Origin of the sequence: Pseudomonas sp. efr-133-TYG-23 (assembly GCF_030209215.1) — a bacterium.
Lineage (GTDB): Bacteria > Pseudomonadota > Gammaproteobacteria > Pseudomonadales > Pseudomonadaceae > Aquipseudomonas > Aquipseudomonas rhodesiae.
Map to the genome: position 1 here is coordinate 133,758 of NZ_JARVSL010000012.1, position 17,127 is coordinate 150,884.

16 protein-coding genes are annotated in these 17,127 nt (G+C 62.2%); 9 read left to right on the top strand and 7 right to left on the bottom strand.

Features of this window, described 5'->3' with window-relative positions:
- The first annotated feature begins 449 nt into the window (after positions 1–449).
- Positions 450–1,553 carry a choline metabolism transcriptional regulator GbdR gene (gene gbdR / locus QRN41_RS07665; RefSeq protein WP_034139622.1) on the top strand — a complete coding sequence of 368 codons (1,104 nt, stop codon included), beginning with the start codon at positions 450–452 and terminating at the stop codon, positions 1,551–1,553.
- A gap of 95 nt (positions 1,554–1,648) precedes the next feature.
- On the opposite strand, the gene QRN41_RS07670 is transcribed toward gbdR, so the two are convergent.
- From QRN41_RS07670 to QRN41_RS07690, 5 genes are all read right to left on the bottom strand, one after another.
- Positions 1,649–1,912 (bottom strand): hypothetical protein, encoded by a 264-nt coding sequence (locus tag QRN41_RS07670; protein WP_034101191.1) that lies wholly within the window; start codon positions 1,910–1,912, stop codon positions 1,649–1,651.
- Between the two features lie 253 nt (positions 1,913–2,165).
- On the bottom strand, positions 2,166–2,642 hold the full coding sequence (locus QRN41_RS07675; RefSeq protein WP_034101189.1) for a thioesterase family protein: 477 nt from the start codon (positions 2,640–2,642) through the stop codon (positions 2,166–2,168).
- A gap of 13 nt (positions 2,643–2,655) precedes the next feature.
- Positions 2,656–3,621 carry an L-carnitine dehydrogenase gene (locus QRN41_RS07680; protein WP_034139621.1) on the bottom strand — a complete coding sequence of 322 codons (966 nt, stop codon included), beginning with the start codon at positions 3,619–3,621 and terminating at the stop codon, positions 2,656–2,658.
- Between the two features lie 157 nt (positions 3,622–3,778).
- The gene (gene cdhC, locus QRN41_RS07685) at positions 3,779–4,666 is read right to left on the bottom strand and encodes a 3-dehydrocarnitine:acetyl-CoA trimethylamine transferase CdhC (RefSeq protein WP_034115323.1); all 888 of its coding nucleotides are present in this window, start codon (positions 4,664–4,666) and stop codon (positions 3,779–3,781) included.
- Between the two features lie 75 nt (positions 4,667–4,741).
- Positions 4,742–5,686, bottom strand: coding sequence for a choline ABC transporter substrate-binding protein (locus QRN41_RS07690; RefSeq protein ID WP_034101185.1), 945 nt, complete (start codon positions 5,684–5,686; stop codon positions 4,742–4,744).
- Between the two features lie 193 nt (positions 5,687–5,879).
- Here QRN41_RS07690 and QRN41_RS07695 point away from each other — a divergent pair, with 193 nt between their 5' ends.
- Together QRN41_RS07695 and QRN41_RS07700 are read left to right on the top strand one after the other, a co-directional pair.
- On the top strand, positions 5,880–6,824 hold the full coding sequence (locus tag QRN41_RS07695) for a GlxA family transcriptional regulator (RefSeq protein WP_167417810.1): 945 nt from the start codon (positions 5,880–5,882) through the stop codon (positions 6,822–6,824).
- A 67-nt stretch (positions 6,825–6,891) separates the two neighbouring features.
- Positions 6,892–8,070: an AAA family ATPase gene (locus tag QRN41_RS07700; protein WP_034139619.1), complete on the top strand. Its 1,179-nt coding sequence runs from the start codon at positions 6,892–6,894 to the stop codon at positions 8,068–8,070.
- Positions 8,071–8,194: 124 nt separating this feature from the next.
- On the opposite strand, the gene QRN41_RS07705 is transcribed toward QRN41_RS07700, so the two are convergent.
- Positions 8,195–8,611 (bottom strand): DUF3010 family protein, encoded by a 417-nt coding sequence (locus QRN41_RS07705; RefSeq protein ID WP_094064259.1) that lies wholly within the window; start codon positions 8,609–8,611, stop codon positions 8,195–8,197.
- Between the two features lie 41 nt (positions 8,612–8,652).
- Positions 8,653–9,054, bottom strand: a complete 402-nt coding sequence (locus QRN41_RS07710) for a lysozyme inhibitor LprI family protein (protein WP_034101181.1) — start codon at positions 9,052–9,054, stop codon at positions 8,653–8,655.
- Between the two features lie 219 nt (positions 9,055–9,273).
- Between QRN41_RS07710 and QRN41_RS07715 the strand changes: the two genes are divergently transcribed.
- The 6 genes from QRN41_RS07715 to etfB all read left to right on the top strand — a co-directional run bounded on the left by QRN41_RS07715 (position 9,274) and on the right by etfB (position 17,038).
- Positions 9,274–10,251 (top strand): dipeptidase, encoded by a 978-nt coding sequence (locus QRN41_RS07715; RefSeq protein ID WP_015373138.1) that lies wholly within the window; start codon positions 9,274–9,276, stop codon positions 10,249–10,251.
- Between the two features lie 78 nt (positions 10,252–10,329).
- On the top strand, positions 10,330–10,860 hold the full coding sequence (locus tag QRN41_RS07720) for a 4-vinyl reductase (protein ID WP_034101179.1): 531 nt from the start codon (positions 10,330–10,332) through the stop codon (positions 10,858–10,860).
- Between the two features lie 16 nt (positions 10,861–10,876).
- Positions 10,877–12,937, top strand: coding sequence for a dimethylglycine demethylation protein DgcA (gene dgcA / locus QRN41_RS07725; RefSeq protein ID WP_285421420.1), 2,061 nt, complete (start codon positions 10,877–10,879; stop codon positions 12,935–12,937).
- A 156-nt stretch (positions 12,938–13,093) separates the two neighbouring features.
- The gene (gene dgcB / locus QRN41_RS07730; protein ID WP_167417808.1) at positions 13,094–15,037 is read left to right on the top strand and encodes a dimethylglycine demethylation protein DgcB; all 1,944 of its coding nucleotides are present in this window, start codon (positions 13,094–13,096) and stop codon (positions 15,035–15,037) included.
- Positions 15,037–16,257, top strand: a complete 1,221-nt coding sequence (gene etfA, locus QRN41_RS07735; RefSeq protein ID WP_167417807.1) for an electron transfer flavoprotein subunit alpha — start codon at positions 15,037–15,039, stop codon at positions 16,255–16,257. The genes dgcB and etfA overlap by 1 nt, the downstream gene beginning before the upstream one ends.
- 10 nt (positions 16,258–16,267) lie before the next feature.
- Positions 16,268–17,038: an electron transfer flavoprotein subunit beta gene (etfB, locus tag QRN41_RS07740; protein WP_034139613.1), complete on the top strand. Its 771-nt coding sequence runs from the start codon at positions 16,268–16,270 to the stop codon at positions 17,036–17,038.
- Positions 17,039–17,127 lie beyond the last annotated feature (89 nt).

A 17,127-nucleotide genomic window follows, 5' to 3' on the forward strand; every position in this document is an offset into this window, starting at 1 on the left:
AATGTGGGAGGGGGCTTGCCCCCGATAGCGGCAGTTCAAACAAAACTGCTCAAAAAGTGAACACCAGCATCCCAACGCGCCACCTTTTAGCGCGTCGCAAACAGATAAGTAGCTCACGAACGATTTTCCCTCCGACCATCCGTCCCCCGTGCGTGTGGTGACAGACTTTTCCTACGCGCTGAAAGCGCCTTCCCACAAGTGCTACCGAACTGCTCACACCCCTTGAGGGTTGCCCCTTCTATGCCCCTTCCCGGGCATATTCCGTACTCTACGCAAGGGCTATATAGACGCGTCAGCAGGTCGTTTTCAGGATTTATTGAATAGGTATTCAAGTTTAGGCACGGCAATTGCTCTATCCATTCAAAGCCTCTCACCTTGTCCGGATGAAGAGCGCCATAACAAGAGCCTCGCCTGAGGCCATCACCTGCTTTGTGTGAGGAGATACCGCGATGACGTCGTTCAACTCAGGGGCCCAACCCCAGAACCGTGCGCCTCAATCCATCGGCTTTTTGCTGCTGGACAATTTCACGCTGATTTCCCTGGCGTCCGCAGTGGAACCATTGCGCATGGCCAACCAGCTGTCCGGCCGTGAGCTGTACCGCTGGACCACACTGAGTGTCGACGGCAACCAGGTCTGGGCCAGCGATGGCTTGCAAATCACCCCTGACGCGGCCATGCACAAAGCCCCGGTGCTGGACACCGTGATCGTGTGCGGCGGCGTGGGCATCCAGCGCACCGTTACCCGTGAACATGTGTCATGGCTGCAAAGCCAAGCGCGCCAGTCCCGTCGCCTCGGCGCGGTGTGCACCGGCAGTTGGGCGCTGGCGTGTGCCGGCCTGCTGGACGGTTTCGATTGCAGCGTGCACTGGGAATGCCTGGCGTCGATGCAGGAAGCCTTCCCCCGTGTGTCCATGAGCACGCGCCTGTTTACCCTCGACCGCAACCGCTTCACCAGTTCCGGCGGCACCGCGCCGTTGGACATGATGCTGCACCTGATCAGCCGCGATCATGGCCGTGAACTGTCGGCGGCGATCTCCGAGATGTTCGTGTACGAACGCATCCGCAACGAACAAGACCACCAGCGCGTTCCGCTCAAGCACATGCTCGGCACCAACCAGCCGAAACTGCAGGAAATCGTCGCGCTGATGGAAGCCAACCTGGAAGAACCCATCGACCTGGACGAACTGGCGGTCTACGTCGCCGTATCCCGGCGTCAACTGGAGCGGCTGTTCCAGAAGTACCTGCACTGTTCGCCGTCGCGTTACTACCTCAAGTTGCGCCTGATCCGTGCGCGGCAGTTGCTCAAGCAAACACCGATGTCGATCATCGAAGTGGCCTCGGTGTGCGGGTTCGTCTCCACGCCGCACTTCTCCAAGTGCTACCGCGAATACTTCGGCATCCCGCCACGGGATGAGCGCGTCGGTTCCAACACCACCCAACAAGTGGCGATGATGCCGATTCCGCAGGCGCTGGTGTTGTCACCGTTGTCGGGGCCGATGTCGGCATTGAGCCAGGCGCGCAATGAGTCGACGTTTGCCAGTGTAAGGCTCTAGACCGAGGCGTCTGTATCGGGGGCAAGCCCCCTCCCACATTTTGATTTGTGAACACAGTCAAAGGTAGGAGGGGGCTTGCCCCCGATAGCCATCGGTCAGGCCCCAGAGTTCTGCTTGAACTGCATCAACGCCGGCAACAACTGCTTATCGATAGCCTGACGCACCGCCGGCAAAATCGTCGCGCTGCCGCCGTACATCCGCTCGACCATGCCCTTGAGCGCCTTGGCCCGTGCTTCGCTCAAACCGCGTACCGCGCACTCACACGCCTGCTCGGCGCTGGCGCCGCTGGATACTTCGAAACCCAGCGAGCGCAACTGGCTCAGCAGGTCATCCTGGTCAATCAAATCCGCGTGCATCATGACGTTTATCCTGGTTAGGGGAGCGGGGATCTGCCTGGATTCTGGTAGCCCCCGACGCCATCGGCAAGGGCGTGTGGCCCGGATGGCTTAGATGGCTATGAACAGGTCGTTTTCGGGCCACTTGCCGGCTGCACTAATCGGCACACTGGCCTCAGCAAGCAGCTTGAAGGTTTGGTCACCCTCGAAATGCATCGCTCTCACAAGGCCTCCTCTGCCCCGATCCTGTCACGGCTGGATCGGGGCTTTTTTTGCGCTATTTCTTCGGTGGCAAACCGATCACGCGTCCGAGCAGCGCCGGGGGCGGCAGGTCGGCTTGCTCGGTGCGGATGGCCGCGATTTTCTCCAGCGTCGCCTGGGTAAACGGCGCCGCGTGCGGCCCGGCCAGGTCGACGTGCAGCAGCATCTGTTCGTTGCCGGCCAGTGCCTGCTCATCCCCAACCCGATGCAGGCTGTGATACAGGTGCAGGCGCTTGGCGTCATGGGCGATCAGTTGGGTCTGCACTTGCACCTCGGCGCCAAGTTTCACTTCATGCAGGTAGTTCAGGTGCAACTCCAGAGTGAACAGCGAATGGCCGCTGGCTGCGCGGTTTTCACTGTCCAGGCCGAGGGTGTCCATCAACGCGTCGGTGGCGTAGCTGAAGATCAGCAGGTAGAACGCGTCGCGCAGGTGGCCGTTGTAGTCCACCCAATCGGGCTGGATCTGTGTGGTGTAGGTGGTCAGTGCGGGCATTGTCTGCATTCCATTATTCGGCGAAGGTCATGCCGTGCTTGGCTTTGGTGGTTTTCACCGCTTCGAGTACCGCCAGCAGGCAATCATCACGATAGCGCTCCAGCGCCGAAATGCTGTGGGTGCCCAGTTGAGCGCTGGTGCCATCGACCACGTCGTCGATCAACTTGTCCGTCAGCTCCGGCGCCGGCAGGTAGGTCCACGGCAACTGCAACGCCGGGCCGAACTGGGCCATGAAGTGGCGCATGCCAGCATCGCCGCCGGCCAGGGTGTAGGTGAGGAAAGTGCCCATGAACGACCAGCGCAAGCCGGCGCCAAAACGGATTGCGTCGTCGATTTCGCCAGTGGTTGCCACGCCGTCGTTCACCAGGTGCAGCGCCTCGCGCCATAAGGCTTCCAGCAAGCGGTCGGCGATAAAACCGGGGACTTCCTTGCGCACATGCAAGGGGCGCATGCCGAGGGATTCATACACTGTGATCGCCGCCTGCACAGCCTCGGGCGCGGTGTGCTTGCCGCCGACCACTTCCACCAGCGGCAGCAGGTAGACCGGGTTGAAAGGGTGGCCGACCACGCAGCGTTCCGGGTGGGTCGAGCTCTCGTAGAACTCACTCGGCAACAGCCCTGAGGTGCTCGAGCCAATCAGCGCATCGGGCTTGGCCGCCGCACTGATCTGGCTGTGCAGTTGCAGTTTCAACTCCAGGCGTTCCGGGGCGCTTTCCTGGATAAAATCAGCGTCTTTTACGCAGTCTTCGATGGTGCTCACAAAGCGCAAGCGGTCCTGGGACGCGCCGGGCGCCAGGCCATTTTTTTCCAGGGCACCCCAAGCATTGGCCACGCGTTTGCGCAACGCGGCTTCGGCGCCGGGCGCTGGGTCCCAGGCCACCACATCCAGCCCATGGGCCAGGGCACGGGCCACCCAGCCGCTGCCGATAACGCCGCTGCCGAGGGCGGCGAAGGTTTTGATTTCAGTGATAAAGCGCATGGCGACGTCCTAAAGAGTTCAGTGATCCCTTGTGGAAGGGGCGGTGCGACGATTCGACTTGCCGCCGATGACGCTGAGTCAGCGATATCTTCGGTACTGATCCACCGCTATCGGTGGCAAGCCCCCTCCCACATATTTGATGAGGTTTTGGCGGGGGCTAGCCGCGCTTGGTGAGGCCCATCTTGATGCGACCCTCCGCCGGGGTCATGACCCGCGCGCCCAGGCGGCTGAGGATTTCGCCGGCGCGTTCGACCAGTTGGCCATTGGTGGCGAGCACGCCTTTGTCCAGCCACAGGTTGTCTTCCAAACCGACTCGCACGTTGCCGCCCAGCAACACCGCCTGTGCGGCCATCGGCATTTGCATGCGGCCGATGCCGAAGCCGGCCCACACTGCACCTGCCGGCAGGTTGTCGACCATGGCCTTCATGGTGGTGGTGTCGGCCGGGGCGCCCCAAGGGATGCCCAGGCACAGTTGAAACAGCGGATCGTCGAGCAGGCCTTCTTTGATCATCTGCTTGGCGAACCACAGGTGGCCGGTGTCGAAAATCTCCAGCTCGGCCTTTACGCCCAGTTCCTGGATACGTTTGGCGCCGGCACGCAGTTGTGCCGGGGTGGACACGTAAATGGTGTCGCCATCGCCGAAGTTGAGGGTGCCGCAGTCCAGGGTGCAGATTTCCGGCAATAACTCTTCGACATGGGCCAGGCGCGTCAGCGGCCCGACCAGGTCGGTATTGGGGCCGAATTCCATCGGGTTTTCGCCGCTGCCGATCTCCAGGTCTCCGCCCATGCCGGCGGTAAGGTTGACGATGATGTCGATGTCAGCCTCGCGGATGCGCTCCATCACTTCGCGGTACAGGGCCACATCGCGGCTGAATTTGCCGGTGTCGGGGTCGCGCACATGGCAGTGCACGACGGTAGCGCCGGCCTTGGCGGCTTCTACGGCGGCGGCCGCGATCTGTTTGGGGGTGACCGGCACGTGTGGGCTCTTGGCGGTCGTGTCGCCAGCACCGGTGAGTGCGCAGGTGATGATGACGTCGTGGTTCATGGGGCAGGTTCCTTACAGGCGTGGTGATGCCGTTCGCGGTCGGTAATGACCGCGAAACGGTGGTTCGGAAAAAGCTTATTTGCTGGTGAGTTGCAGGTTGGCCGCCGCCGGTTTGCCGTCGAAGGTGGTCACACCTTCCAGCCAGCGCGCCTGGTCCTGCGGGTGGTCCTTGAGCCACTGCCGGGCTGATTCCAGGGCGTCTTTGTGGTCAAGCAACGGCTGCATCATGCGGCTCTCATCGGCGGCGGTGAAGGTCAGGTTGGTCAGCAGTTTGTGCACGTTGGGGCACTGTTCGGCGTAGTTCGGCGACGTCACTGTCCATACCGTGGCCATGCCTTCGTTCGGGCCCAGGGCGTCGTCGCTGCCGGTGAGGTAGGTCATGGCAATGTTGACGTTCATCGGATGCGGCGCCCAGCCGAAGAACACCACGGCTTCCTTGCGGCGCACCGCGCGGTCGACGGCGGCGAGCATGCCGGCCTCGCTGGATTCCACCAACTGGAACTTGCCGAGGCCGAACTGGTTCTTGGCGATCATCGCCTTGATCTGGGTGTTGGCGCCGGAGCCGGGTTCGATGCCGTAGATCTTGCCGCCCAGCTCCTTCTCGAACTTGGCAATGTCGGCAAAGGTTTTCAGGCCTTTCTCGGCCAGGTAGCTCGGCACCGCGAGGGTGGCGCGGGCGTCTTCCAGGCTGGGCTTGTCGAGGACTTTGACCTGCTTGGCGTCAACGAACGGGGTGATGGTCTGGGTCATCAACGGGTTCCAGTAGCCGAGGAACAGGTCCAGGCGCTGGTCGCGGATGCCGGCGAAGATGATTTGCTGGGAAGCGCTGGTTTGCTTGGTGGTGTAGCCGAGGCCATCGAGCAGCACTTGGGTCATGGCGCTGGTGGCGATCACATCGGTCCAGTTCACCACGCCCATGCGCACGTTCTTGCAAGAGGCGGCATCGGCCGCGAGAACGCTGGTGCTCAAGATGGCGCTGGCGCTGAGTGCGAACACGCAGCGGCGGATCAGTCGGTTCATGGTGGAGCCCTCGGCAGGTTGTTGTTGTGGTTGCCGGTGTCTTTGTGCACCGTGACGCCACGTTACGCAGCTTGTAGGGCGACAAAACGCACGGCGGCGACCGACTCTTGCACTGCAGCGACCTGACCCCTTGAATCCACCTCTGAACGGGAGTATCACAGTGCCACGCTGGCCGTCCGATGAGAGCGCCACCATGTCCCAGGATGTCTACTTTTTGCTGATGCCGGGTTTCTCGGCGATGGGCTTTATCTCGGCCCTTGAGCCGCTGCGGGTGGCCAACCGTTTTCGCGGCGAGCTGTACCGCTGGCATGTACTGAGCGCCGACGGCGGTGCGGTACTGGCGAGCAACGGCATGTCAGTCAACGCCGACGCCGCGTTGGAACCGCTGAAAAAGGGCACCACCCTGCTGGTGGTCGCCGGTTTCGAGCCTCTGCAGTTCGCCACACCCGCACTGGAACAGTGGCTGCGCCGTCTCGATCACGATGGCGTGACGCTGGGCGGTATCGACACCGGCGCTTGTGTGTTGGCCCAAGCCGGTCTGCTCGACGGCCATCGCGTGACCCTGCACTGGGAAGCCATCGACGCCTTCAAAGAGTCCTATCCGCACCTGGCGGTAACCCAAGAGCTGTTCGAAATCGACCGCCGCCGCATCACCTGTGCCGGTGGCACCGCCTCCATCGACCTGATGCTCGACCTGATCGCCCAGGCCCACGGCGCCGACCTGGCCATTCAGGTGTCCGAACAGTTTGTGCTCGGCCGCATTCGCCCACGCAAAGACCACCAGCGCATGCAGATCGCCACGCGCTACGGCATCAACAATCAGAAACTGGTGCAAGTGATCGGCGAGATGGAACAGCACACCGAACCGCCCCTGAGCACCCTCGCCTTGGCTGAGGCGATCAAGGTCACCCGGCGCCAGTTGGAGCGCCTGTTCCGCCTGCATCTGAACGACACCCCGAGCAATTTCTACCTGGGCCTGCGCCTGGAAAAAGCCCGGCAACTCCTGCGCCAGAGCGGTTTGAGCGTGCTGGAAGTGAGCATTGCCTGCGGGTTTGAATCGCCGTCGTATTTCACGCGCAGTTACCGGGCGCGGTTTGCCAAATGCCCCAGGGAGGATCGGCGACGGGAGTCGGTTTGACGGGCAATTATAGTTGATTATACTCAAGGCTATAATTTATAGCCGTTTCAATAATTTGGTATAAGCCATGTCCAAGCTCAGCGGTTTTGTGTTCCGCCGTCCCGCGCTGGCCAGCAGCATTGCCGATGGCCTGGTGGGCGCCGGCCTTCAGGATTTCACCTCTGGCCTGTTCCTCGCCGCGCCACGTCGCACTGGTAAAAGTACGTTCTTGCGCGAAGACCTGATCCCGGAGTGCCAACTGCGCGGTTGGCTCACCGTGTATGTGGATCTGTGGGCCGACAAAGAAAAAGATCCCGCGGAGTTGATCGCCAGCGCCATTGCCGCCGCGCTTGCGCCCTACGAAAAGGGCATTCGCAAGCTGGCCAAGAACCTTGGCATCGAAAGGTTGAGTTTTCTGCGGACCCTGTCCTGGGACTTCAGCAAGCCGCAATTGCCGGTGGGCGCGACCCTGACCCAAGCGTTGGAGTTGCTCCACCACGCGGCGGAAAAACCCGTCGTGCTGGTGATCGATGAAGCCCAGCATGCCTTGACCAGCGATTCGGGGATCAACGCCATGTTCGCGCTCAAGGCCGCCCGGGATCAGCTCAACCAAGGGCGTGACGAGGAGGGCAGCGGCCTGCATTTAGTCTTTACCGGTTCCAATCGCGACAAGCTGGCCTATCTGGTATTGGGTAAAAGCCAGCCGTTTTTTGGCTCCAGCATCACGCCGTTTCCACTGCTGGGCAAAGCCTTCACCCAGGCCTACACCGCACACCTCAACGCGAACCTGGCCCCGACCAACCAATTCAACGCCGCCGATATCGATGAAGCCTTCGAGTTGGTCGGCCGCCGACCCGAGATGCTGCGTACGATCATCGGTGAAGTAGCGCTGGAGCTGGGCGAGGCCAGCAACTTGGGCCAGTTGCTGCACAGTCGCGCCGAACTGCTGCGCGCAGGTGTGTGGACCGAATTCGAAAGCGCCTGGAACGCCCTGACCATCCCGCAACGCGCCGTCTTGCAGGTGATGGTGGAACGCTCGCTGAACAACGAACCTTTCGCGCCGTTTACCGACAGCACCCTCACCGCGGTTAGCAAGGCGTTGGAGGACATGGGCAGCGACGTGGTGCCGGGCACCCAGACCATCCAGGCCTGCATCGATGCCCTGCGCGACAAGGAACTGGTGTGGAAATCGGGTCGGGGCGGGTATGCCCTGGAGGACAAGTCGTTCGGGGATTGGCTGCTGTACAAGCGCCATACCCCCCACTAAAAACAACACACATCCAATGTGGGAGAGGGCTTGCCCCCGATGACGGGCTGTCAGTGGATACTGATTTGGCTGACCCACCGCTATCGGGGGCAAGCCCCCTCCCACATTGGATTTTCGGCGGGGCTTATTTCTTCAGCAGTGCCGAGCACGCCGTCTTGAACGCCTCATGCTGATACTTGTTCAGCGTCGCGGGCAGTTCAAAGTTGTGTTTCTTGTTCTGCGCATTGATGGTCTGGGGCGACAGCAGCGTCACCTCCACACCGTCGAGCAACTGAAACACTCCCTCGATCTTGAACGTCGTCGGCCCACCGGCGAATTCACCTTTTTTGCTGCGTTTCTTGATGGCGATGCGGGTGATGGCATTGTCCTGCACAAACGCCTTCACCTGTGCGGCGAAGGCTTTGACATTCGCCGCCTCGTCGTCATCTTCCAGAGCGATTTTTTTGGTGGCCAGGGCGACATGGGTCAGCGCCTGGTTGTCGAGGGAGGCGACTGCGATGATGGCTTCGCTGCCTTTGATTTCGATGCCGCAGAGGGTCATGAATGGCCTTGGTCAGATTAAAAAGTGGCGGCGATTGTCGCTTATTCCTGCCCGATCGACTCCAAAAACTCCGACCGTTCATCACTCATCCGCGCCAGGCAGTCGTTCTGCGCAATCGCGTAGTCCTTGGTGCCGGGCTTGGCGGGGAAGGTGTCCACGGCGCAGTCGGCATCCCGCAGTTTTTCCCACTTCTGCTGGGCGTCCTTCAGACGAGCGGTAATGTCGGCCAGTTGGGTCTTGTTGCTGCCGTAGGTCGAACCCATGCGTTCGAGCAGGCTCTGGTAGTTGTCCTTGAGCAATTGCTCGGCGGTGGTCTTGTTATAGGTGGCGCATTCCAGGGTTTGTTTGTCGTTCTCGATGCCGTCGCAGGGCGTGCTGTCGGTGTCTTCGGCCGCGTGGACGCCGGTTGCGATGAGTGCCAAAGCCAGGAAAATCGATTTCATTGCGCCGTCTCATATCAGTGGATGGCCGAATTCTGGCTCAAGCGTAAGACAAAGAACAGTCACCCGTCTGACGCGTCTGCATAGCCTTTGTCGTGGATTGACGCTTTCGGCAATTCCCCTGTCGTTTTTGCACCGGGTCCGTTCAGTCCCTGGGCATATGCTGACCCCAAAGCGCCGGCATACGATTCGGCGCATGAATCGCCAATAAGGGGACGCCTGATGAGCCCAGCCGAATTGCACGCCGACAGCATCGTTATCGACGGGCTGATTATTGCCAAGTGGAACCGCGACCTGTTCGAGGACATGCGCAAAGGTGGCCTCACTGCCGCCAACTGCACCGTGTCGGTGTGGGAAGGCTTCCAGGCCACGATCAATAACATCGTGGCCAGCCAGACCCTGATCCGCGAGAACAGCGACCTGGTGATCCCGGTAAAAACCACCGCCGATATCCGCAAAGCTAAAGAACAAGGCAAGACCGGCATCATCTTTGGCTTTCAGAACGCCCATGCGTTCGAAGACCAGCTCGGCTACGTGGAGATCTTCAAGCAGCTCGGCGTGGGCGTGGTGCAGATGTGCTACAACACCCAGAACCTGGTGGGCACCGGGTGCTACGAGCGCGATGGCGGCCTGTCGGGCTTCGGCCGTGAGATCGTCGGCGAGATGAACCGCGTCGGCATCATGTGCGACCTGTCCCACGTCGGCTCCAAGACCAGCGAAGAAGTCATCCTCGAATCGAAAAAGCCGGTGTGCTACTCCCACTGCCTGCCGTCCGGCCTTAAAGAGCACCCGCGCAACAAGTCCGATGAAGAATTGAAGTTCATCGCCGACCATGGCGGTTTCGTCGGCGTGACCATGTTCGCGCCGTTCCTGGCCAAGGGCATCGACTCGACCATCGACGACTACGCCGAAGCCATCGAATACACCATGAATATCGTCGGCGAAGACGCCATCGGCATCGGCACCGACTTCACCCAGGGCCATGGCCAGGATTTCTTTGAAATGCTGACCCACGACAAAGGCTACGCCCGCCGCCTGACCAGCTTCGGCAAGATCATTAACCCGCTGGGCATCCGCACCGTGGGCGAGTTCCCCAACCTCACCGAGACCCTGCTCAAGCGCGGCCACAGCGAGCGCGTGGTGCGCAAGATCATGGGCGAAAACTGGGTCAACGTCCTTAAAGACGTGTGGGGCGAATAAGCCGCCGCTCTCCTCATCCTTAACCCGTCGCCCTCCGCGCGACGGGCATCAACACGAATTTTCTGGAGTTAAGTTTCCATGGCCAAGATCGCCCCGCAATTGCCTATCGAAGTCGACAGCGAAACCGGTGTCTGGACCTCCGACGCCTTGCCGATGCTGTATGTGCCGCGTCATTTCTTCGTCAACAACCACATGGGCATCGAAGAGGTGCTGGGCGCCGAAGCCTATGCCGAGATCCTCTACAAAGCCGGCTACAAATCCGCCTGGCATTGGTGCGAAAAAGAAGCCGAATGCCATGGCCTGGAAGGCGTCGCGGTGTTCGAGCACTACATGAAGCGCCTGTCGCAACGCGGCTGGGGCCTGTTCAAGATCCAAGACATCGACCTCGACAAGGGCACCGCCAGCGTCAAGCTGGAACACTCGGCGTTCGTCTACGTGTACGGCAAGGTCGGGCGCAAGGTCGATTACATGTTCACCGGCTGGTTCGCCGGGGCCATGGATCAGATTCTGCAAGCGCGCGGCAGCAGCCTGCGCACCGTCGCCGAGCAAGTCTACGGCGGCTCCGAAGAAGGCCACGACGACGGCCTGTTCATCGTCAAGCCGTTGTAAGTCGAGGAACCCTGCCATGGCTTTCGAAGCAATGTTCGCGCCGATCCAGATCGGCAAACTGACCATCCGCAACCGCGTGCTCAGCACCGCCCACGCCGAGGTGTACGCCACCGACGGCGGTATGAGCACCGACCGCTATGTGAAGTACTACGAAGAGAAAGCCAAGGGCGGCATCGGCCTGGCGATCTGCGGCGGCTCCTCGGTGGTGGCCATCGATAGTCCCCAGGAATGGTGGAGTTCGGTGAACCTGTCCACCGACCGCATCATCCCGCACTTCCAGAACCTGGCCGACGCCATGCACAAGCATGGCGCCAAGATCATGATCCAGATTACCCACATGGGCCGTCGCTCGCGTTGGGACGGCTTCAACTGGCCGACCCTGATGTCGCCGTCCGGTGTGCGCGAGCCGGTGCACCGTGCGACGTGCAAGACCATCGAGCCGGAAGAAATCTGGCGCGTGATCGGCAACTACGCCCAGGCCGCGCGCCGCGCCAAGGCCGGTGGCCTGGACGGTGTGGAACTGTCCGCCGTGCACCAGCACATGATCGACCAGTTCTGGAGCCCACGGGTCAACAAACGTACCGACGAATGGGGCGGCAGCTTCGAAGGCCGCATGAAGTTCGGCCTGGAAGTGTTGAAAGCCGTGCGCGCCGAAGTGGGTGACGACTTCTGTGTGGGCATGCGCCTGTGTGGCGACGAGTTCCACCCGGACGGTTTGTCCCACGAAGATATGAAGCAGATCGCCAAGTACTACGACGACACTGGCATGCTGGATTTCATCGGCGTGGTGGGTTCGGGTTGCGACACCCACAACACCCTGGCCAACGTGATCCCCAACATGAGCTACCCGCCGGAGCCGTTTTTGCATTTGGCCGCCGGGATCAAGGAAGTGGTCAAGGTGCCGGTGCTGCACGCGCAGAACATCAAGGACCCCAACCAGGCCACGCGTATCCTCGAAGGCGGCTATGTGGACATGGTCGGCATGACCCGTGCGCACATCGCCGATCCGCACCTGATCGCCAAGATCAAAATGGGGCAGGTCGACCAGATCAAACAGTGCGTCGGCGCCAACTACTGCATCGACCGCCAGTACCAGGGCCTGGATGTGCTGTGCATCCAGAACGCCGCGACCTCCCGTGAATACATGGGCGTGCCGCACATCATCGAGAAATCCACCGGGCCGAAACGCAAGGTGGTGGTGGTCGGTGCCGGCCCGGCCGGGATGGAAGCGGCGCGCGTAGCCGCCGAACGTGGCCACGACGTAACCCTGTTGGAGAAAAAAGAGTTTATCGGCGGGCAGATCACCACGGCTTCCAAAGCCCCGCAGCGCGATCAGATCGCCGGTATCACCCGCTGGTACCAATTGGAGTTGGCGCGCCTGAAAGTCGACCTGCGCCTGGGCGTGGCCGCCGATGCGGACACCATCCTGGACCTGCGTCCAGACGTGGTAGTGCTGGCCGTCGGCGGTCATCCGTACATCGAGCAGAACGAACACTGGGGCGCCGCCGAAGGTTTGGTGGTCAGCAGTTGGGATGTGCTCGACGGCAAAGTCGCGCCGGGTAAGAACGTGCTGGTGTACGACACCATTTGCGAATTCACCGGTATGTCGGTGGCGGATTTCCTCGCGGACAAAGGCAGCCAGGTGGAGATCGTCACCGACGACATCAAGCCTGGCGTGGCCATCGGCGGTACGTCGTTCCCGACCTACTACCGCAGCATGTACCCCAAGGAAGTGATCATGACCGGCGACATGATGCTGGAAAAGGTCTACCGCGAGGGCGACAAGTTGGTGGCGGTGCTGGAAAACGAATACACCGGCGCCAAAGAGGAGCGGGTGGTCGATCAGGTGGTGGTCGAGAACGGCGTGCGTCCGGACGAAGCCATTTACTACGGGCTCAAGGAAGGTTCGCGCAACAAAGGCCAGATCGACGTGGAAGCCTTGTTCGCGATCAAACCGCAGCCGTGCCTGAGCGAGACGGGCGATGGGTACTTGCTGTTCCGCATCGGTGACTGTGTGGCGCAGCGTAATACCCACGCTGCGATCTACGACGCCCTGCGCCTGTGCAAAGACTTTTGATGAGGTGAACGCGGTCAAATGTGGGAGGGGGCTTGCCCCCGATAGCGGTGGTTCAGCGACAACTGTACCAACTGACAGTCCGCCATCGGGAGCAAGCCCCCTCCCACATTCGGGCCAGTTTCACAGTAGACCTGTGCGGTCTGTGGGAGCTTCACCATGTTGAACACCTTGCTGCCTATTCTCTTGTTTGCCGCCCTCGGCCTCGCCGTCCTCGGCGCCCTGCGCCGGGTAAACATGTGGCGCCGTGGCCGCGCGTCCAAGGTCGACCTGCTGGGCGGCCTGCTGGCCATGCCCAAGCGCTACATGGTCGACCTGCACCATGTGGTCGCCCGCGACAAATACATCGCCAACACCCACGTCGCCACGGCGCTGGGCTTTGTGCTGTCGGCGCTGCTGGCGATCCTGGTGCACGGCTTCGGCCTGCAGAACCGGATCCTCGGCTACGCCTTGCTGCTGGCGTCGGTGCTGATGTTTGTCGGCGCCACCTTCGTGTACCTGCGTCGGCGCAACCCGCCGTCGCGCCTGTCCAAAGGCCCGTGGATGCGCTTGCCGAAAAGCCTGATGGCGTTCTCGGTGAGTTTCTTCCTGGTGACCCTGCCGGTGGCGGGCATCCTGCCCGCGGACTTTGGCGGTTGGCTGCTGGCTGCGCTGCTCAGCGTGGGCGTGCTGTGGGGCGTGAGCGAGATGTTCTTCGGCATGACCTGGGGCGGCCCGATGAAACACGCCTTCGCCGGTGCCCTGCACCTGGCCTGGCACCGCCGCGCCGAGCGCTTCGGCGGCGGCCGTTCCACCGGGTTGAAACCGTTGGACCTGAGCGACAAAGCCGCGCCCCTGGGCGTGGAAAAGCCCAAGGACTTCACCTGGAACCAACTGCTCGGTTTCGACGCCTGCGTGCAGTGCGGCAAGTGTGAGGCCGCGTGCCCGGCGTTCGCCGCCGGCCAGCCGCTGAACCCGAAAAAGCTGATCCAGGACATGGTGGTCGGCCTGGCGGGCGGCACCGATGCCAAGTTCGCCGGCAGCCCGTATCCGGGCAAAGCCATAGGCGAGCACGGCGGCAATCCGCATCAGCCGATCGTCAACGGCCTGGTGGACGCCGAGACCCTATGGTCCTGCACCACCTGCCGCGCCTGCGTGGAAGAGTGCCCGATGATGATCGAGCATGTGGACGCCATCGTCGACATGCGCCGCCACCTCACCCTGGAAAAAGGCGCGACGCCGAACAAAGGCGCCGAAGTCCTGGAAAATTTGATCGCCACCGACAACCCCGGCGGCTTCGCTCCGGGCGGTCGCCTGAACTGGGCGGCGGACCTGAACCTGCCATTGCTCAGCGAAAAAGGCAGCACCGACGTGCTGTTCTGGGTCGGCGACGGCGCTTTCGACATGCGCAACCAACGTACGCTGCGTGCGTTCGTCAAAGTGCTGAAAGCGGCCAAGGTCGACTTCGCCGTGCTGGGCCTCGAAGAACGCGACAGCGGCGACGTGGCGCGGCGCCTGGGCGATGAAGCGACCTTCCAACTGCTGGCCTCGCGCAATATCCAGACCCTGGCCAAGTACAGTTTCAAACGCATCGTCACCTGTGACCCCCACAGCTTCCATGTGCTGAAGAACGAGTACGGCGCCTTCAACGGCAACTACCTTGTGCAACACCACAGCACCTTTATGGCCGAGCTGATCGGCGAAGGCGCGCTGAACCTGGGCCAGCACAAAGGCGACAGCGTGACCTACCACGACCCGTGCTACCTGGGCCGTTACAACGGTGAGTACGAAGCGCCGCGCCAAGTGCTGCGGGCATTGGGTATCGAGGTCAAGGAGATGCAGCGCTCCGGTTTCCGCTCACGGTGCTGCGGTGGCGGTGGCGGCGCGCCGATCACTGACATTCCCGGCAAGCAACGGATCCCCGATATGCGCATGGAAGACATCCGCGAAACCGGCGCCGAGCTGGTGGCCGTTGGCTGCCCGCAATGCACCGCGATGCTCGAAGGGGTGGTCGAACCGCGCCCATTGATCAAGGACATCGCCGAACTGGTGGCCGACGCCTTGCTTGAGGAGGCTCAACCGGCCAAATCACCGACCAAGCGTGAACCTGCGGAGGTGCACTGATGAGCGACATAATCCGCCGCGACCCACGGGCCGAATGGATCGCCCGTAACCGCCTGCACCCGCTGCATGCGGCGATGCAGCCGGTGCAGCACAGCTGGATGGGGCCCAATGGCGTCATCCGCAAGAACGTGCATGGCATCGGTTTTATCGGCCCCAACGGCATCAAACGCATCGACCGCAGCGGCGCCCAGCAAGGTGGCGCCAGTAAACGTACCGCAGCCGCCGAAGTGCAATTGCCGCTGCATCAAGTCGCTGCGCCGGTGTTCTATATCAACGTGGTGCCGGACATGGTCGGTGGCCGCCTGAGTAGCCATGACCGCGACCTGCTTGGCCTGGCTCGGCAGCTGGCCGGCGACGACGGCGCGGTGTTGGCGGTGGTGTTTGGTGAACACAAGGAAAGTGCGTTTGCCACGGCCGGCGTTGATCGCCTGCTGGTGCTCGACGGCGCCGAATTCGACGGTTATTCGCCGGAACAACGGGTGCAAGGTCTGCGGGCTGTGGATAACCAATTCAATCCACGCCACTGGCTGCTGCCTGACAGTCGCAGCGGTGGCGGCGAGCTGGGCCGGCGTTTTGCCGCCAGCCTCAAGGAGCGCCCGGCCACGCGGGTGTGGCAGATCAAAGACAACACCTGCACCGGCCGCGCCGGCGCGGGCCAGGAGGATTTGGCGCGGCCGCTGCCACGCCTGATTCTGGCCGCCGCCGAATGTGCCGACCCGGTCAGCGAAACCCGCCACGAAGTGTTGCCCGTGGAGTTATCCACAACCCTGGCGCGCAGCTTGCCGCGTATCGAGGATCTCGGCGCGGTGGCGGTGGACCCGGCGGCCATTCCCATGGCCGAAGCGGAATTTATTTTCTCCGGCGGCAACGGCGTCAAGGACTGGGCCCTGTTCCACCAGACTGCCGCCGCACTGGGCGCCACCGAAGGCGCCTCGCGGGTGGCGGTGGACGATGGCTTTATGGCGCGTGATCGCCAGGTCGGCGCCAGCGGCACCTGGGTCACCGCGCGGGTGTATGTGGCCGTGGGGATTTCCGGGGCGATCCAACACCTGCAAGGCATCGGTGCCTGCGACAAGGTGGTGGCGATCAACCTCGACCCGGGTTGCGACATGATCAAGCGGGCCGACCTGTCGGTGATCGGCGAAAGCGCCGCGATACTGCACGCCTTGATCGATGCGGTCGAGGCCTACCGCAACGGCGCCAAGCGCGACGCGGCTTGAGGATATGAGCATGAGCACGAATGTAATCAGCCTGGTGTCCATCGGCGCCCACCCGACTTCCGGTCGCCCGCGCCGCGCCGAGCAGGACGCCCGCGCGGTCGAGCTGGGTTTGCAGCTGGCTGGGGATAAGTTGCAGGTGCTGCATGCCGGCAACATCGCCGAGCCGACCCTGCGCAGCTATCTGGGCATGGGTTTGCCGCAACTGCATGTGCTGGAGCAACCGGCCACCGCCGACGCACTGCCGGTACTCAGCGAGTACCTGCGTGATGCCGGAGCCCAGGTGGTGCTCACCGGCAGCCAGGCGGAAACCGGCGAAGGCTCGGGAATGCTGCCGTTTTTGCTGGCCGAGCAATTGGGTTGGCCGCTGATTGTGGGGCTGGCCCAGGTGGAGTCCATCGACGGCGGCGTGGCGCATGTGCTGCAAGCCTTGCCACGGGGCCAGCGGCGGCGCTTGAAGGTGCGCCTGCCGTTTCTAGCCACGGTGGATAATGCCGCGCCCAAACCACGACAGAGCGCCTATGGCCCGGGCCAGCGCGGGGAACTGGCGGCCCATGAGGTCGAGGTCGAAGACGATGCGCTGTTGATGGGTGCCACCCTGCAACCGGCCAAGCCCCGGCCCAAGCGGCTCAAGGTGATCAAGGCCAAGAGCGGCGCCGACCGCATGAAAGCGGCCACGGCCAAGGCCAGTGGCGGCGGTGGGCAGGTGCTCAAAGGCGTCAGCGCCGAAGAAGGCGCCCAAGCCATCCTCAAGTTGCTGATCGAAGAAGGCGTCGTACGCTGACCCACCCATACTGCAAAACCAATGTGGAAGGGGACTTGCCCCCGATTGCCGTGTGTCAGCCTGAGTATTTTTAACTGAACCACCGCTAT

Excerpts from the sequence above, each read along its gene's own strand:
- QRN41_RS07695 (WP_167417810.1), top strand. The coding sequence starts at position 5,880 with ATGTCCCAGGATGTCTACTTTTTGCTGATGCCGGGTTTCTCGGCGATG.
- QRN41_RS07670 (WP_034101191.1), bottom strand. The coding sequence starts at position 1,912 with ATGATGCACGCGGATTTGATTGACCAGGATGACCTGCTGAGCCAGTTG.
- etfA (WP_167417807.1), top strand. The coding sequence starts at position 15,037 with ATGAGCGACATAATCCGCCGCGACCCACGGGCCGAATGGATCGCCCGT.
- gbdR (WP_034139622.1), top strand. The coding sequence starts at position 450 with ATGACGTCGTTCAACTCAGGGGCCCAACCCCAGAACCGTGCGCCTCAA.
- QRN41_RS07690 (WP_034101185.1), bottom strand. The coding sequence starts at position 5,686 with ATGAACCGACTGATCCGCCGCTGCGTGTTCGCACTCAGCGCCAGCGCC.
- QRN41_RS07700 (WP_034139619.1), top strand. The coding sequence starts at position 6,892 with ATGTCCAAGCTCAGCGGTTTTGTGTTCCGCCGTCCCGCGCTGGCCAGC.
- QRN41_RS07720 (WP_034101179.1), top strand. The coding sequence starts at position 10,330 with ATGGCCAAGATCGCCCCGCAATTGCCTATCGAAGTCGACAGCGAAACC.
- dgcB (WP_167417808.1), top strand. The coding sequence starts at position 13,094 with ATGTTGAACACCTTGCTGCCTATTCTCTTGTTTGCCGCCCTCGGCCTC.
- dgcA (WP_285421420.1), top strand. The coding sequence starts at position 10,877 with ATGGCTTTCGAAGCAATGTTCGCGCCGATCCAGATCGGCAAACTGACC.
- QRN41_RS07715 (WP_015373138.1), top strand. The coding sequence starts at position 9,274 with ATGAGCCCAGCCGAATTGCACGCCGACAGCATCGTTATCGACGGGCTG.
- etfB (WP_034139613.1), top strand. The coding sequence starts at position 16,268 with ATGAGCACGAATGTAATCAGCCTGGTGTCCATCGGCGCCCACCCGACT.
- QRN41_RS07710 (WP_034101181.1), bottom strand. The coding sequence starts at position 9,054 with ATGAAATCGATTTTCCTGGCTTTGGCACTCATCGCAACCGGCGTCCAC.
- QRN41_RS07680 (WP_034139621.1), bottom strand. The coding sequence starts at position 3,621 with ATGCGCTTTATCACTGAAATCAAAACCTTCGCCGCCCTCGGCAGCGGC.
- cdhC (WP_034115323.1), bottom strand. The coding sequence starts at position 4,666 with ATGAACCACGACGTCATCATCACCTGCGCACTCACCGGTGCTGGCGAC.
- QRN41_RS07705 (WP_094064259.1), bottom strand. The coding sequence starts at position 8,611 with ATGACCCTCTGCGGCATCGAAATCAAAGGCAGCGAAGCCATCATCGCA.
- QRN41_RS07675 (WP_034101189.1), bottom strand. The coding sequence starts at position 2,642 with ATGCCCGCACTGACCACCTACACCACACAGATCCAGCCCGATTGGGTG.